Annotated in this window: 17 protein-coding genes; 6 read left to right on the top strand and 11 right to left on the bottom strand. The window is 62.8% G+C overall.

The features are described 5' to 3' along the window. Nucleotides 1–5: 5 nt before the first annotated feature. Nucleotides 6–533: a gamma-glutamylcyclotransferase gene (locus GGD57_RS25395; RefSeq protein WP_184472975.1), complete on the bottom strand. Its 528-nt coding sequence runs from the start codon at nt 531–533 to the stop codon at nt 6–8. 50 nt (nt 534–583) lie between these two features. On the opposite strand from GGD57_RS25395, the gene GGD57_RS25390 reads away from it, so the two are divergent. Next, nucleotides 584–1,600, top strand: coding sequence for a DUF2125 domain-containing protein (locus GGD57_RS25390; protein ID WP_184472974.1), 1,017 nt, complete (start codon nt 584–586; stop codon nt 1,598–1,600). A 17-nt stretch (nt 1,601–1,617) separates the two neighbouring features. Here GGD57_RS25390 and GGD57_RS25385 read toward each other — a convergent pair whose 3' ends face one another. From GGD57_RS25385 to GGD57_RS25375, 3 genes are all read right to left on the bottom strand, one after another. Beyond that, nucleotides 1,618–2,544, bottom strand: coding sequence for a prephenate/arogenate dehydrogenase family protein (locus GGD57_RS25385; RefSeq protein ID WP_184472973.1), 927 nt, complete (start codon nt 2,542–2,544; stop codon nt 1,618–1,620). Further along, nucleotides 2,541–3,638, bottom strand: a complete 1,098-nt coding sequence (gene hisC, locus GGD57_RS25380) for a histidinol-phosphate transaminase (protein WP_184472972.1) — start codon at nt 3,636–3,638, stop codon at nt 2,541–2,543. The genes GGD57_RS25385 and hisC overlap by 4 nt, the downstream gene beginning before the upstream one ends. 91 nt (nt 3,639–3,729) lie before the next feature. Next, a complete protein-coding gene (locus GGD57_RS25375; RefSeq protein WP_126910553.1) occupies nt 3,730–4,506 on the bottom strand; it encodes a class I SAM-dependent methyltransferase in 777 nt (258 codons plus the stop codon). Nucleotides 4,507–4,559: 53 nt separating this feature from the next. Here GGD57_RS25375 and gloB point away from each other — a divergent pair, with 53 nt between their 5' ends. Then, the gene (gloB, locus tag GGD57_RS25370) at nt 4,560–5,330 is read left to right on the top strand and encodes a hydroxyacylglutathione hydrolase (RefSeq protein ID WP_184472971.1); all 771 of its coding nucleotides are present in this window, start codon (nt 4,560–4,562) and stop codon (nt 5,328–5,330) included. Then, nucleotides 5,330–5,752 carry a cupin domain-containing protein gene (locus tag GGD57_RS25365; protein WP_184472970.1) on the top strand — a complete coding sequence of 141 codons (423 nt, stop codon included), beginning with the start codon at nt 5,330–5,332 and terminating at the stop codon, nt 5,750–5,752. The genes gloB and GGD57_RS25365 overlap by 1 nt, the downstream gene beginning before the upstream one ends. 2 nt (nt 5,753–5,754) lie before the next feature. Here the strand turns inward: GGD57_RS25365 and yddG are convergent, their stop codons facing one another. Both yddG and GGD57_RS25355 read right to left on the bottom strand, forming a co-directional pair. Further along, entirely contained in the window at nt 5,755–6,642 is an 888-nt protein-coding gene (gene yddG, locus GGD57_RS25360; protein ID WP_184472969.1) for an aromatic amino acid exporter YddG, read from the bottom strand. Nucleotides 6,643–6,672: 30 nt separating this feature from the next. Then, nucleotides 6,673–7,452, bottom strand: coding sequence for a DUF3108 domain-containing protein (locus GGD57_RS25355; RefSeq protein ID WP_184472968.1), 780 nt, complete (start codon nt 7,450–7,452; stop codon nt 6,673–6,675). Between the two features lie 241 nt (nt 7,453–7,693). Here GGD57_RS25355 and rpmB point away from each other — a divergent pair, with 241 nt between their 5' ends. Both rpmB and GGD57_RS25345 read left to right on the top strand, forming a co-directional pair. Beyond that, nucleotides 7,694–7,993 carry a 50S ribosomal protein L28 gene (gene rpmB, locus GGD57_RS25350; protein ID WP_003567078.1) on the top strand — a complete coding sequence of 100 codons (300 nt, stop codon included), beginning with the start codon at nt 7,694–7,696 and terminating at the stop codon, nt 7,991–7,993. 109 nt (nt 7,994–8,102) lie between these two features. Then, on the top strand, nt 8,103–8,738 hold the full coding sequence (locus tag GGD57_RS25345) for a VUT family protein (RefSeq protein WP_010069656.1): 636 nt from the start codon (nt 8,103–8,105) through the stop codon (nt 8,736–8,738). A gap of 9 nt (nt 8,739–8,747) precedes the next feature. Here the strand turns inward: GGD57_RS25345 and GGD57_RS25340 are convergent, their stop codons facing one another. The 5 genes from GGD57_RS25340 to GGD57_RS25320 form a co-directional block, all read right to left on the bottom strand. Further along, complete coding sequence (locus GGD57_RS25340; RefSeq protein WP_184473017.1) at nt 8,748–9,314, bottom strand: AAA family ATPase; 567 nt, start codon at nt 9,312–9,314, stop codon at nt 8,748–8,750. Nucleotides 9,315–9,394: 80 nt separating this feature from the next. Next, nucleotides 9,395–10,414: an esterase-like activity of phytase family protein gene (locus GGD57_RS25335; RefSeq protein ID WP_184472967.1), complete on the bottom strand. Its 1,020-nt coding sequence runs from the start codon at nt 10,412–10,414 to the stop codon at nt 9,395–9,397. A 23-nt stretch (nt 10,415–10,437) separates the two neighbouring features. Further along, complete coding sequence (gene cobT / locus GGD57_RS25330; protein WP_184472966.1) at nt 10,438–12,339, bottom strand: cobaltochelatase subunit CobT; 1,902 nt, start codon at nt 12,337–12,339, stop codon at nt 10,438–10,440. Between the two features lie 13 nt (nt 12,340–12,352). Further along, nucleotides 12,353–13,345 (bottom strand): cobaltochelatase subunit CobS, encoded by a 993-nt coding sequence (gene cobS, locus GGD57_RS25325; protein ID WP_184472965.1) that lies wholly within the window; start codon nt 13,343–13,345, stop codon nt 12,353–12,355. 309 nt (nt 13,346–13,654) lie between these two features. Beyond that, nucleotides 13,655–14,272, bottom strand: coding sequence for a J domain-containing protein (locus tag GGD57_RS25320; protein ID WP_085738564.1), 618 nt, complete (start codon nt 14,270–14,272; stop codon nt 13,655–13,657). Between the two features lie 102 nt (nt 14,273–14,374). On the opposite strand from GGD57_RS25320, the gene GGD57_RS25315 reads away from it, so the two are divergent. Next, nucleotides 14,375–14,659, top strand: coding sequence for a BolA family protein (locus GGD57_RS25315; protein ID WP_184472964.1), 285 nt, complete (start codon nt 14,375–14,377; stop codon nt 14,657–14,659). The last annotated feature ends 10 nt before the right edge of the window (nt 14,660–14,669 follow it).

The following is a 14,669-nucleotide window of genomic DNA, read 5'->3' as shown; positions in this document are numbered from 1 at the left end:
TAGTTTTAGGCGCGTAGCCGCTCCACTTCGTTGACGACCTGCTCCAGCCACTGATCGCGGATGCCCATCTGCCTCAGATGCGCCAGCGTGTTGAAGACATAGGCATCGTTCGGCCCGGACTGGCCCGTCGCCTCGTTCACCACGCGCGCCGCCTCAAATGCGTCGAGCGTACCGGCATATTGTTCATGGTCGCGATCGGCAACATAGGTCACCGCCTCCACCCTGCGGCCTCCGGCAAATTGCAGCCGCACTCGCCGCTCCAGATAGACATTGGTGACCAGTTCGCGGGCGCGGAGATAATCGATCACCTCGTCCCATTTACCCGGCGAAATACGGAAGGCCATGCCGCGGCAGGCACCGCCTCTGTCGAGGCCGAGGACGAGACCCGGACTGTCGCGGGTGCCGCGATGGACGAAGGAGCGGACGCAGAGCGAACGCCTGTAACCATGCAGCAGAGCATCAGCCCGTTCCAAAAACTCGAAGCCCGGATTCCACATCAGCGAACCGTAGCCAAACACCCAAAATTCGTCCATATCGCACGCCAGACCGGAATCACATTTGCGATTCACCATTGGAGAACATCATGGCAGCGTCAAGCCGATCCGGCAGCGGTCAATCCAGCAGCGGCAAGAAATTCTGGCTGCTGGGTGGCGGCATCCTCCTGGTGATCGCGCTCTATACCGGCGGCTGGTTCTATGCAGCATCGGCGTTGAAGACCACGGTGCTGAAAGCGATCGCACCAGGCAATCCGGCGGGCGTCAGCGGCGAATGCGGCGATATCGAATTCCGCGGCTATCCTTTCCGTATCGGCCTGTTCTGCTCCAAGATCGATGTCGACGACAATGTCAACGGCGTCTCGGCCAGCTTCGGCGCGCTGCGCTCGGCAGCCCAGGTCTACGCGCCCGGCAATATCGTCTGGGAGCTTGATTCGCCGGCCGAAATCCGCACCACCAATGGCCTTTCGATCTCGGCGCAATGGGCGAACCTGCAAGCAAGTCTTGCAACCAGGCTCAAGGGCATCAACCGCAGCTCGACCGTGATCGAGGGCCTGAAAGCGACGGCGGTCTCCTCCTACACCGGCCAGACCATCAGCTTCGATGCCGCTCGCACCGAAATCCATCTGCGCCAGAACGGTGCCGATCTGGATGGCGCAATCTCGGTGCAGGATGGCCACACGGCGATCAAGGACTGGCCGCAGATCTTCCCGAAATTCTCCGCCAGCATCGATCTGACCATCGCCGGCAAGGCCGGCCTGATCGACGGCAGTGATCCGAGCGGTCTCAACGGTGCCAGCGGTGAACTGCGCCGCATCGTCGCCGACATCGGCGACGGCAAGGTGATGACGCTCACCGGGCCTTTCTCCCTTGACGAGCAGGGTCTGCTCTCCGGAAAATTCAAGCTGGAGATCGAACAGCTCGGTCCCTGGGGCCACAGCCTGAAACAGGCCTTCCCGGATGTCGCCTCGACCGTCGATACGGCGACGAAGCTCTTGAAATCGCTCGCCGGCGGCAAAGACAAGGTCTCAGTCGATCTCGTCGTCGATCATGGCAACGCCACCGTCAGCGGTTTCATCCCGCTCGGCCGGATTCCGCCGATCTGACGTTTCGGCGTCGGCCGTTACTTCTTATCCAGCGCGTGGGGGCGGCCGAAATCGGGCGCGTCGACGTCCTGGCCGGCCTGGACGATCGAGCGGCGGATGGCGCGTGTGCGGGTGAAGAGTTCGAAAATCTTGTCGCCCTCGCCCCAGCGGATCGCGCGCTGCAGATAGGCGAGATCCTCCGAGAAACGGGCCAGCATTTCGAGGATCGCATCGCGGTTGTGCAGGCAGACGTCGCGCCACATGGTCGGGTCGGAGGCAGCAAGGCGGGTGAAGTCGCGAAAACCGGAGGCCGAATATTTGATGACTTCCGATTCCGTCACCGTCTCCAGATCGTCGGCGGTGCCGACGATGTTGTAGGCGATGATATGCGGCAGGTGCGAGACGATCGCCAGCACCTTGTCGTGATGCTCGGCATCCATCTCGTCGACCTTCGAGCCGAGCGCTTCCCAGAAGCGGCGCAGCCGCTTCATCGCCGCCTCGTCGGTGCCGGCGACCGGCGTGAAGATGCACCAGCGGCCTTCGAAGAGACCGGGAAAGCCGGCATCCGGGCCGGATTTTTCGGTACCGGCCAGCGGATGTCCGGGGATGAAATGCACATGATCGGGCATATGCGGCAGCATCTGCGCGATGACCGAGGCCTTGGTGGAGCCGACATCGGTAACAATAGCCCCGGGCTTCAAGCGTCCCGCGATCTCCTTCGCCACGCTTTCCGAAGCGCCGACCGGCACCGAAACGATGATGAGGTCGGCATTCTCGACGGCATCGGCCGACGATGTCGTGTAACGATCGCCGAGACCGAGTTCTTCCGCACGCTTCAGCGTATCGGGGCTGCGCGTCGCGACGACGATCTCTCTTGCAAGGCCAAGCCGCCGGATGTCGTAGGCGAGCGAAGAGCCGATCAGACCGATGCCGATCAGCGCGATACGATCGAACTGCACGTTCATGCGTTGCGTCCCATGAATTCGGTGAGGGTGGCGATGACGCCGCGGTTGGCCTCTTCCGGCCCGATGCTCATGCGCAACGCATTGGCGAAGCCGTAGCTGCGCACGGCGCGCAGGATATAGCCGCGGCTCGCCAGCAGATCGTCGGCATCGGCGGCGCGCTTGCCGTCGACCTCGGGGAAATGGATGAGGACGAAGTTGGCAACGGAAGGCGTCACCTTCAGGCCGATCGCTTCGAGCGCCTGGGTGAGCGTCTCCACCCACATCTGGTTGAAGGAGACGGCCTGCTGGATGAAGGCCTGGTCGCGGATGGCCGCAGCACCCGCAGCGATTGCCGCTGCATTCAAATTGAAGGGCGCGCGCACCCGGTTCAACGCGTCGACGATCTCGACGGGCGCATACATCCAGCCGACACGCAGCGCCGCAAGGCCGTAGGCCTTCGAGAAGGTGCGGGTCATTACCACATTGGCATTGGAGGACACGACCTCGATGCCGGCTTCATAATCGTTGCGGCGCACATATTCGGCATAGGCCGCGTCGAGCACGAGCACGACGTGCTTCGGCAACCCGGCCTGCAGGCGGCGGATCTCGCTGACCGGAACATAGGTGCCGGTGGGATTGCCGGGATTGGCGATGAAGACGATCTTGGTCTTCTCCGTCACGGCCGCCAGGATCGCGTCGACATCGACGGTATAGTCCTTTTCCCGGACGACGACAGGCGTGGCGCCTGCGCCCATGATCTGGATCTTGTAGACGAGGAAGCCGTGCTCGGTGATAACGGCCTCATCGCCGGCGCCAAGATAGACATGGCAGAGCAGGCCGAGCAGTTCGTCGGAACCGTTGCCGCACAGGATGTTTGCCGGATTGAGCCCGTGCACGGCAGCAATCGCCTCGCGCAGTTCGACTGCCTGCCCGTCGGGATAACGCCCGAGATCGCCGCCAGCGGCCTTGAAGGCCTCGATCGCCCTAGGGCTGGCGCCGAGCGGCGTTTCGTTGGACGAAAGCTTGTAGACGCGCTCAACGCCCGGCACATGTTCCTTGCCCGGCACATAAGATGCGATATCGAGAATACCGGGACGCGGAACGGGCTTGCTCATCTCAACGCTCATGGGATCGACCTTGGAATTGCCGGAAAATGACCCCGTGGCATTAAAGCGGAATCCGGTTCTTGTCGAGAGCCGGTCGGCCTCAGCGGCTGCGTGTGGTCGGCACGCCGTGCGGGGCGAGAACCGGCACGAAGACGCGTCGGGAGGCGCGCGCCGCAACCGGCAGCCCCTGATAGAGCCGCTTCTGCGCCTCGACGATGATGACGCCGGAAAAAGCCGGCCACAGCGTTCGGCCGATCCGCTCGAAGGCACGGCGAAGCCGCAGGATGGTCCTGAGCTTCGACGGCGGGAAAAACAGCGCCTCGGCGGTTGCGCCCGGGGTGAAATTCGTCTCGCGCAGCAGATGCGTCAGCTGCCCGCGCGAATAGGGGCGGCCCGAACCGAAGGGTGTATGCTCCATGCGGGCCCAGACGCCGCGCCGGTTCGGCACGACGATAACCAGCCGCCCGCCCGGCGCCAGCACCCTCCAGAGCTCCTTCAGCGTCTCGCGCGGGCTTTCGGCAAATTCAAGCGAATGCACCATCAGCACCCGGTCGATCGAGGAATCCGGCAGCGGCAGTTCCTCGTCGAAGACAAGCGTCGTCGACGAGAGCGAACCCATCGGCCAGTTCACCGCGCCCTGCCCGGCCGGCATGAAGGCGAAGGTGCGCTCGGTATCGGCCTGGAAGCGGTCGAGGAAAGGCACGGCATAACCAAGGCCGACCAGACGCTCCTGCGGCAGCCGCACCCAGAGCGAGGACAGCGCCATGGCGATCGACTGCTCGGCAAGACGCCCGAGCTCGGAATGGTAGAACTGGCGTAGGTCGACGATATCGGCGTGCATTGCGATAAATGTTATCAGCGGGCGGTTGGACTTCAAGACCGGACCCTCTACATTTCCGCGAGACTCGCATGACAAGGGATTATTGAACGATGAAACCTTTGGAATTAGACGTTTTTCTCTGCCGCACCGACAATTTCGGTGTTCTCGTCCACGATCCGGAAACAGGGTTTACCGCGGCGATCGACGCGCCGGAGGAGGCGCCAATCCTGGAGGCGGCGGCACGCCGCGGCTGGAAGATCACCCACATCTTCACCACGCATCATCACACCGACCACGTCGCCGCCAACCTGGCGCTGAAGGAGCGGTTCGGCTGCGAGATCATCGGCCCGATCAACGAGGCCATCGCCATTCCCGGCCTCGACCGGACGATGGCCGATGGCGACAGCTTCCTTTTCGGCGATCACACGGTCGATGTCATCGAGACACCCGGCCACACCGCCGGCCACATCTGCTATCACTTCGTCGACGACAAGCTGCTCTTTGCCGCCGATACGCTGTTTGCGCTCGGCTGCGGCCGCCTGTTCGAACGCCCGGCCGCCGATATGTGGCATTCGCTGCAGAAACTCGCCGTGCTGCCGGATGAGACCGCCGTCTATTTCGGCCACGAATACACGCTCTCCAATGCCCGCTTCGCGCTGACGGTCGATCCCGGCAACGAGAGGCTGACGAGCCGTGCCGCCGAGATCGAGGCCTTGCGGGCCGACGGCAAATTCACCATTCCGACGACGCTGGGGCTGGAGAAGGAAACCAATCCGTTCCTGCGCGCCTCCGATCCGGCGATCCGCCGCAATCTGCTGATGGAAGGCAAGACCAACGAAGAAGTCTTTGCCGAGATCCGCAAGCGCAAGGACAATTTCTGATGTCGCCCGAGGAGATCATCCGCGAACTCGGCATGCAGCCGCATCCGGAAGGCGGCTGGTACGTGCAGACCTTCCGCGACACCATGGGCGGAGAACGCGGCCACTCGACGGCGATCTATTACCTCCTGGCCAGGGGACAGCGCTCGCACTGGCACCGCGTCCATGACGCCGCCGAGGTCTGGCACTATTACGCCGGCGCGCCGCTTTCACTGCACCTGTCAGCAGACGGAACAGCGAGCGAGACGCTGACGCTCGGAACGAACCTTCCCGCCGGCGAACGGCCGCAGGCGATCGTTCCCGCCAACTGGTGGCAATCGGCCGAAAGCCTCGGCGACTTCACCTTGGTCGGCTGCACCGTTGCGCCCGGCTTCGAATTTTCGAGCTTCGAGATGGCGCCACCAGGCTGGAAGCCCGGCGGCTGAGATCATTCCGCCGCAACGGCCGGCTGGATCTTGCGGCGAAACATGTCCTGGGCGGCGAGCACCGCCCCGCCGGTGACGAGCAGGCAGGCGAGCGCGATGCGCCAGCTCGGCTCGGCAAAGCCGAACAGCGTCAGGATCAGCGTCGACAGCAGCGGCGCGGCATAACTCGCAGCGCCGAGAATCTGGATATCGCCGTTCTTGACGCCGTAATCCCAGGCATAGAAGGCAGCCCCGACGGGCAGGAGGCCGAGCCCGGCGACGGCGAGCCATTCGAAGCCGGTTTCCGGCCAGATGGTCGTCTCCAGGCCGAGGTGGCAGACGAGCGACAGGATCGAGGTCGCAAGGCAGAAGCCGGTGACGACATCGGTGGAGACGGCGTCGAAACGCCGGGTCAGCAGCGAATAACCGGACCAGGTGAAGGCGCTGAGAAAGGCGGCGCCGTAACCGACGGCATAGGCGCCGTTAAAATCGATGCCGTTGCGGGCGACAATCAGGAAGGTGCCGCAGAGCCCGGCAAGGGCGCCGGTAACATGATACCAGCGCAGCCGTTCGCCCGGCAGCAGCGCCGAGCCGACGACGATCAGCAGCGGCCAGAGATAGGCAACCAGCCCCGCCTCGACCGCGGGGGCGTTTCTGAGCGCGGTGAAATAAAGGAAATGATAGCCGAACAGGCCCGCGATACCGGTCAACCAGACCTTGGCCGGCTGCTTCAAGAGCGCCAGGCGTGACGGGTTGACGACCAGCACGGCGAGGCCGGGGATGCTGCCGATCGCAAAGCAGATGGCCGAAAGCTGGAACGGCGGCATCCGGCCGGAAGCTGATGTGAACAACGCCAGGAACGACCACATCAGAATGGCCGTGAAACCGATCAAAGTCGCGCGAAGCTTCACCCGTCCCCCTTCACGCAGGCAGAAGCCCCGTCAGCTGTTGCTGCCGTATTTGACGGCAGTGATCGTCACCATGCCATATTCCGTGGGAATGCGCACATAGACGGGAGCGTATACATTTGCCGCGTCCGATTTGGCAAACCAGATTTCCATCCGGTCGCTCTTGCTGAGATAGGTGATGTCCTTGCGGCCCTTCTTGTAGCCCGAGCGCGGCACGAAGCGCACGCCGCAGACGACCGCCTTGCCCTTGAAGCCGTCGGTCGAGAAATCCTCGTCGCCCTTCGGCGACAGCACCAGATCCATGCGCGTCTCGCCGTCGAAGATCGGCAGCGTCTGCGAGCAGACCTTGGTGTCGCCGGTAAAGACCAGGCCGGAGATCGGATCGAGCACAGAGCGCATGTCGCCCGGCGTGACGTCGATCCAGTTCTTCGGCCGTTTCGGCGCCGGCGTCGTCGTTGCCGAAACGATGTTGCCGTTGCGGTAGCTCACCTCGTAGACGCGGGCCTTCTTGCCGGTCTTGTAATAGAGCGAATATTTCTGCGCCTGCAGCCTGTCGTCCCGCACGACGCCGGTGACGCTGGTCTTGGCCGAAATCGTCGTGATGAGATCGGCAAGACCGGCCGAATTGATGCTGCCGGCGATCTTGTAGCTGTGATCGTCCTCGATCTCCGTCAGGAAGGCCGCGCGCGCGATCGGCAGGCCGGCGAGCGCCACCCGGTATTCCGTCCGATGCTGGATTTCGGCCGCCGATGCCGGTATGGCAAGAAGCGCTGTTATGGCCGAAATGAAAATCCGTCTGCCCGTATGAGCCATGAATGAAGCCTTGTCTTGCCGCGCCCCGGCAGCCTTTGCCGAGCGCTCTATACTCCTGCCGTGAAGCGAAGAAAACAGCAGCTTTTTGACAGAATTGCGGGAAAGGCCAAGGTTTGGCTTGACGCGAGCGGCCGGTCTGACTATAGAACCGCAACTTTCCAATCATGCCCGTTGGATTGCGCGCCCGGTTTTGCCGGGAATGGCAATTCGATGGCCCGAGAAAAACAAGAATAGGTGTTCCATGTCCCGCGTGTGCGAATTGACCGGCAAGGCCGTCCTGACTGGTAACAATGTCAGCCATGCCAACAACAAGACCAAGCGCCGGTTCCTGCCGAACCTGTGCCAGGTAACGCTGATTTCCGACGCTCTTAACCAGCGTTATCGTCTTCGCGTTTCGGCTGCTGCCCTTCGCTCCGTCGAGCATCGTGGCGGCCTCGATGCCTTCCTGATCAAGGCAAGCGAAAACGAACTGTCGATGCGCGCGCGCCTGCTGCGCCGTCAGATCGTCAAGAAGACCGCCGAAGCGGCTGTTGCTGCGTAAGCTTCTGCCCTTCTTTCATACGGCTTCAAAAGGCTTGGACGGATAAACCCGGTCAGGCCTTTTGCTTTGCCTGAGCACTCCAACTGGTGGCATCACCCAGGATAAAAAAATGCTGAAGACGCGCTATACGATCGCCTATGTCGCCCTGATGACGCTTGTCGTCGTCGCTTCCAACTTCCTCGTGCAGTTTCCGCTGAACGCCGAAGTCGCCGGCATCAACCTGGCCGACATCCTGACCTGGGGCGCTTTCTCCTATCCGGTCGCCTTCCTGATCACCGACCTGACCAACCGCCAGTTCGGCCCGCAGGCAGCCCGCAAGGTCGTCTTTGCCGGCTTCGTCGTCGGCGTGACGCTCTCCTTCTTTACGTCAGTGCCGCGTATCGCCATCGCTTCCGGCTCGGCCTATCTCGCCGGCCAGTTGCTCGATATCGCCGTCTTCAACCGCCTTCGCCGCCAGGCCTGGTGGCGCGCGCCGCTCGTCGGCTCGCTGATCGGCTCGGCGCTCGATACGGTGATGTTCTTCTCGCTGTCCTTCGCCGCGTTTTTCGTCTTCCTCGGCCCGAACGAACCCTTCGCGCTGGAAGCCGCTCCCATCTTCGGAGTCTTCGCCACGGAGGCGCCGCGCTGGATTTCCTGGGCGCTCGGCGATTTCGCCGTCAAGATGATCGTCGGCCTCGTCATGCTGCTGCCCTATGGCGCGCTGATGAACGTGCTGCGGCCGATGCAGGCCGCACGCGCCAGCTGAGCAACGACGTCACCGACGCCGCCGGACGGCGCCTGCGGCGATCGCAGGATGCAGCAGCACCTCTGCCGTCAGATCGTCGATCTCTCGCGATGTATCGAGCCGCAGCACCGGCGCAGTCTGCGTTTCCAGCCATTGCTCATGCGCCGCAAGACTGCGGCGTTCGGGACCTGATGTATCGTAACTTGCCGCCCATTCCATGAATTCTCCGCTTTTGACTTCCATGTCGCCGCCCGGCCCGATCCTCTCTCCGTATCGGGCAATCTCGCGCGCACGGATGCGCGCCATCCGGAGTTCCGGATCGATCCTCAGGAAGACGATCAGATCGTAGAACGGCTCGATCTGCCTCCCCCATTTCAGCGCGGAGCCGGAGAGGACCCAGCCGTCATGGCGCGCCGCCGCCTCGAGAAGCAGCCGAATGCGCTCATCGGCGTCCCTTGCCGCGGTATACGGCGGGTCGGTCGGCAGCCAGAAGAAATCGTCGGTGTCGAGATGGGCGATATCGAGCCTTTCGGCAAGCGCAAGGCCGAGCGATGTCGTGCCGGAACCGGACGCGCCCATGACATGGATATGCACGATGACTTCCCTCCGATAGCAGCGACGGGACGAAGGCTCAGATCGGCCGACAGCGGTTCATCCGATAGCCAAAGCGTGTGACATCAGTCTGACGCAGCCTGCTTCACACTGTCGGAAAGTCGGAATTCCAGCATCAGATTGCGCTGCAGGATCGAATGGTTGTCGTCCGATATCAGGATGAGATGGGTCGTGCCGTCGGCGGCCTGGAAAGTGTCGAGCCCTTCCATATTGTCGATCTGCGAATTGAAATCGCCTTCGAGCAGCAACTCACCATCGACGACGGCGCCGGGCCGGATATCGGCGCCCTTGATGCGCCGAAGGCGCATGCCGATGCCTTCGGCCATGTTGAAACGCCGCTCCAGGAGCAGTAGGTCGCCGTTCGGCAGGAAAGCGCCGTCGGTGACGTCGAAGCTGCCGTCGCGTGCGACCGCGAACTGCCCTTTCAGCGGCCCGCTCAGAATGGCCGCCAACCGGTTGCCGTTGCGGTCGAGACCACGTTCGGAAACGATGACCACGCCGCCCTTGAGCGGGCTCGACGCGGGCGCGACGGTGATGGTTTCGATACCACGGTTGTCGCTCAGCATCTTGCGCGGGATGAGGATCGGCAGAGTGCCGATGGCGCGCGATTGGGCAAAGCCGGGATCGGGATAGACGTCGACGCGATGTTCCTGCTCGAAGGAGACCAGGATCCGGTCGCCGTCGAACGCCAGGCCCTCGGCATCCATATAACCCTTGCCCTCGAAGCTGCGTCCGGCGATGTTCTTCATCGGCGTGATCTCGACATCGGAAAGGCCGGAAAGCCTGCCCTTGACGTCGCGCTCGATGCTGCCGGTCAGCCACTGACCGGTATCGAGCACCACGACGAAATGTTTTTGATCCGGCCGGAAGCGGATGGAGGAAAGCGAACCGAACAGCGCTTTGCTGGAGACCATCTCCAGCCCGCCGAGAAATTCCAGCGCGCCGAAGTGCATCTGCGAAGAGCCGATCCTGAAATCGGATATTTGCCGGCTAATGACCGGCACGTCGCCGGCCCATGAGGGGGAAGCGCCGGCAGCGATGCAGAGAAGGATCGACGCCACACGGCGGAGGCGTTTGCCTGTCATTCCCGACGTTTCCCCGATTGGCATCAGCCGGCGCGACGGAGCCGGCCGCCGCGTGGCTGGGTGGATTGATCTTCGAACAGCGAGGCAAGCTGCTCGGTCATCGCGCCGGCAAGCTCGTCCGCATCGACGATCGTCACGGCGCGGCGATAGTAGCGCGTCACGTCGTGACCGATGCCGATTGCCAGCAGTTCCACCGGCGAGCGGGTCTCGATCTGCTCGATGACGGCGCGGAGGTGCCGCTCGAGATAATTGCCCGGATTGACCGACAGCGTCGAATCGTCGACCGGCGCCCCGTCCGAAATCATCATCAGGATACGGCGCTGCTCGCGCCGCGCCAGCAGGCGATTATGCGCCCAGATCAGCGCTTCGCCGTCGATATTTTCCTTGAGCAGGCCCTCGCGCATCATCAGCCCGAGATTGGCGCGTGCCCGGCGCCACGGCGCGTCGGCCGATTTGTAGATGATATGGCGCAGGTCGTTGAGGCGGCCCGGCGTCTGCGGCTTGCCGCCGGCAAGCCAAGTCTCGCGCGCCTGCCCGCCCTTCCAGGCCTTGGTGGTAAAGCCGAGGATCTCGACCTTGACGCCGCAGCGCTCCAGCGTGCGGGCGAGAATGTCGGCGCAGGTGGCGGCAACCGTGATCGGCCGGCCGCGCATCGAGCCGGAATTGTCGATGAGCAGGGTGACGACAGTGTCGCGGAACTGCGTGTCGCGCTCCATCTTGAAGGAAAGCGCCTGCATCGGATCGATGATGATGCGCTGCAGCCGGGCCGGATCGAGATAACCCTCTTCCAGGTCGAAATCCCAGGAGCGGTTCTGCTGCGCCATCAGGCGGCGCTGCAGCCGGTTGGCGAGGCGCCCGACCGCGCCCTGCAGATGCGCCAGCTGCTTGTCGAGGAAGGCCCGCAGGCGCTCCAGCTCGGCGGCATCGCAAAGTTCCTCGGCGGTGATGATCTCGTCGAACTCTTCGGTATAGACGTGATAATCGACCTTCTCGTTGAAATCGGAAAAAGGCGTGTTCGGACGGCGGGTCTCGCCCGGCGTTTCCGAATCGTCCTCGCCCTCTTCCATCATGTCGTCGTCGGAGATTTCGGCGCCTTCGGTCTCGCCGTCCTCCATCTGCTCGTCGGCGACTTCACTGTCCTCGACAGGGGCGGCATCGGTGCCGGCATCCTCGTCGACCTCGTCCTGGTCCTGCTCGTCGCCGCTCGGCTGGTCTTCCTGCTCCGACTGGTCGTCATTGTCGGCTTCGCTGTCGTCATCGCCGTATTCCTCGGCCATTTCCATGGCCGACAGCATGTTGCGAACGACCTTAGCGAAGGCCTGCTGGTCGTTGATCGCGCCAGACAGATTGTCGAGTTCAGCGCCAGCCTTCTCCTCGATGAAGCCACGCCAGAGATCGAGCACCTTGCCGGCAGAAGCCGGCGGGCGCTGGCCGGTCAGCTTCTCACGCACCATCATCGCCACGGCTTCGCCGACCGGCGCGTCTTCCTGGCGCTCGATGCCGGTGAAATTCGCCTTGGAATATTTCTCTTCCGTCATGGAGCGCAGGTTGGATGCCATGCCCTCCATGCGCAGCGCGCCGATCGATTCGACACGTGCCTGCTCGACGACGTCGAAGATCGCCCGGGCGTCCGAGCCCTGCGGCGCCATCGTCGAATGCACCTTCTCGTCATGGCAGGCGAGGCGCAATGCCATGGAATCGCCGAGCCCGCGGGTCACCGCCAGCTCATGCGCCGTCGGCCGCTTGGAAAGCTCCGGCAGCCGGATGCGCTCGCCGGTCATGCCAGGCCGTTCATTGGCGAAGGTCACCTCGACCTCGCCGTCGCCGGCGATCGAGCGCACGCAGCCGGTTATTGCCCGGCGCAATGGCTCGACGTCGACGGGCGCGCCGGGCTTTGCTTTCGAATTGTCACCGCGAGCTGCCATGATCGGTCGGGCCTCAGGCTCCGAGAACGATATTGGCGGCACTTTCCTTCAGCTCGACGCCGAAGGCGCGCTGATAGTGCTCGGCGACCAGCGGACGCTCCAGTTCGTCGCACTTGTTGAGGAAGGTGACGCGGAAGGCGAAGGCGAGGTCGCCGAAGATTTCGGCATTCTCGGCCCAGGTGATGACGGTACGCGGGCTCATGACGGTGGAGAGATCGCCGTTCATGAAGGCGGCGCGCGTCAGGTCGGCGACCCGCACCATCTTCGAGACGGTATCGCGGCCGTCCTTGTCCTTGCCGAAGCTCTTCACCTTGGCGGCGACGATATTCACTTCGTGATCATGCGGCAGATAGTTCAGCGTCGTCACGATCGACCAGCGGTCCATCTGTGCCTGGTTGATCTGCTGCGTGCCGTGATAGAGGCCGGTGGTGTCACCGAGGCCGATGGTGTTGGCGGTCGCAAACAGACGGAAGGCCGGGTGCGGCCGGATGACGCGGCTCTGGTCGAGCAGCGTCAGGCGGCCGGATGATTCGAGCACGCGCTGGATGACGAACATCACGTCGGGGCGGCCGGCATCATATTCGTCGAAGACGAGCGCGACATTGTGCTGGTAGGCCCAGGGCAGGATGCCGTCCTTGAATTCGGTGACCTGCAGCCCGTCCTTGACGACAATCGCATCCTTGCCGACGAGATCGATACGGCTGACATGGCTGTCGAGGTTGATGCGTACGCAAGGCCAGTTGAGGCGCGCCGCCACCTGCTCGATATGCGAAGATTTGCCGGTGCCGTGATAGCCGGAGATCATCACCCGGCGGTTATGGGCAAAACCGGCGAGAATGGCGAGCGTCGTCTCGCGGTCGAAGAGGTAGTCGGAGTCGAGGTCCGGCACATAGGCGTCGCCCTTGCTGTAGGCGGGAACGCGGATGTCGGAATCGATGCCGAAGGTCTCGCGGACCGAAACGGTGGTATCGGGCAGTTGTGAAATATCGAGGTCGATCTTGCTCATCATGTCTCCAAGGCGGGTGATGCCACCCGGCCAAACTGTCTCAGGCCATGTCGCAACCGTGACGCCGCGATTTTATTCCGCGCCCGTCCAGGTCGGAACGTCGGCGATACTTCTCCGGGACTGAAACGAAACCTCGGCGGGATAATGACCGCATGCGAGCATTCTTGAAAGAGTCCCGGACAAGAAACGCCGCGTCCGGAAGGTCGGCGGAGGCGATGTCGGGAAAACGCACAAATATGAGCCGCGTTTGCCTGCGGCCTCAGCCGATTTGGACCATACCCGATTGAAGCCCAAGAGCAAGGACGGGAATTAACAAAAACCGTTCTGCTTCAACAATTGATAGGCCTGGATGACGGCGCGGAAACGTTCCTCCGAGCCGCGGTCGCCGCCATTGGCATCCGGATGGTGCTTCTTGACCAGCTCCTTGTAGCGGCTCTTGATTTCCGCCGAGGTCGCACTGGCATCGAGCCCCATCGTATCGAAGGCCTTGCTTTCCAGCGATTTCAGCTTGCGCGCCTGGGGAAAACGCGGACCGCTGCCCTTGCCGCCTTCCTTGACGAAACCGAAGGGATCGCGAACCCGCGAATAGGCGCCGGAGCGGACCTCCGAATGCAGCGGGCTGTCCTTGGCCGACTTGTTGACGCCGACGGTCCATGTCGGCCGATGGCCGGTGATCGCCTCTTTCTGGTAGCGGGCGATCTCGCCGTCGGAAAGACCGGAGAAATAATTGTAGCCCTTGTTGTAGTCCTTGACGTGCTCGAAGCAGAACAAAAAGAACTGGCCTTCCGCATTGCGCCCGACAGGAGCGCGATGCGAACCTTTTTTGTCGCAGCCGTCCCACTGACAGGTAGGCGGTGCCTGCTCTGTCTCCTGCTCGCGTTTGCGGCGTGTTCGGATGCGATCGAAATATTTGGAATCAAGTCTCATGACGGCGCTAATTATGGGGCTGTCGCGACGCGACAACAAGAATTGACAAATGGGTTTGTTGCTGGCTTGGTGGGAACCTTTTTCGCCAAACAGCAAGACCGGATGATGACCCTGCGAACCCGCATCGAAGAAAAACTCGTCGAAGCCTTCGCGCCCGACCGCCTGAGCGTCATCGACGAAAGCCACCTGCATGCCGGTCATCAGCCCGATATGACAGGCACCGGCGAAACCCATATGCGGGTGAGGATCGTTTCGGCCAAATTCGCCGGCATGTCGCGGCTGGCGCGCCACCGGGCGATCACCGAGCTTTTGAAACCGGAACTCGACGCCGGCCTGCATGCGCTGGCCGTCGAACCGGCAGCACCCGACGAACCGACCCGCTGGTAACACAGCCTAT

The sequence above is a fragment of the Rhizobium esperanzae genome (assembly GCF_014197615.1).
In the GTDB taxonomy this organism is placed as follows: Bacteria; Pseudomonadota; Alphaproteobacteria; order Rhizobiales; family Rhizobiaceae; genus Rhizobium; species Rhizobium esperanzae_A.
This window is presented reverse-complemented; position numbering and strand designations above follow the sequence as displayed.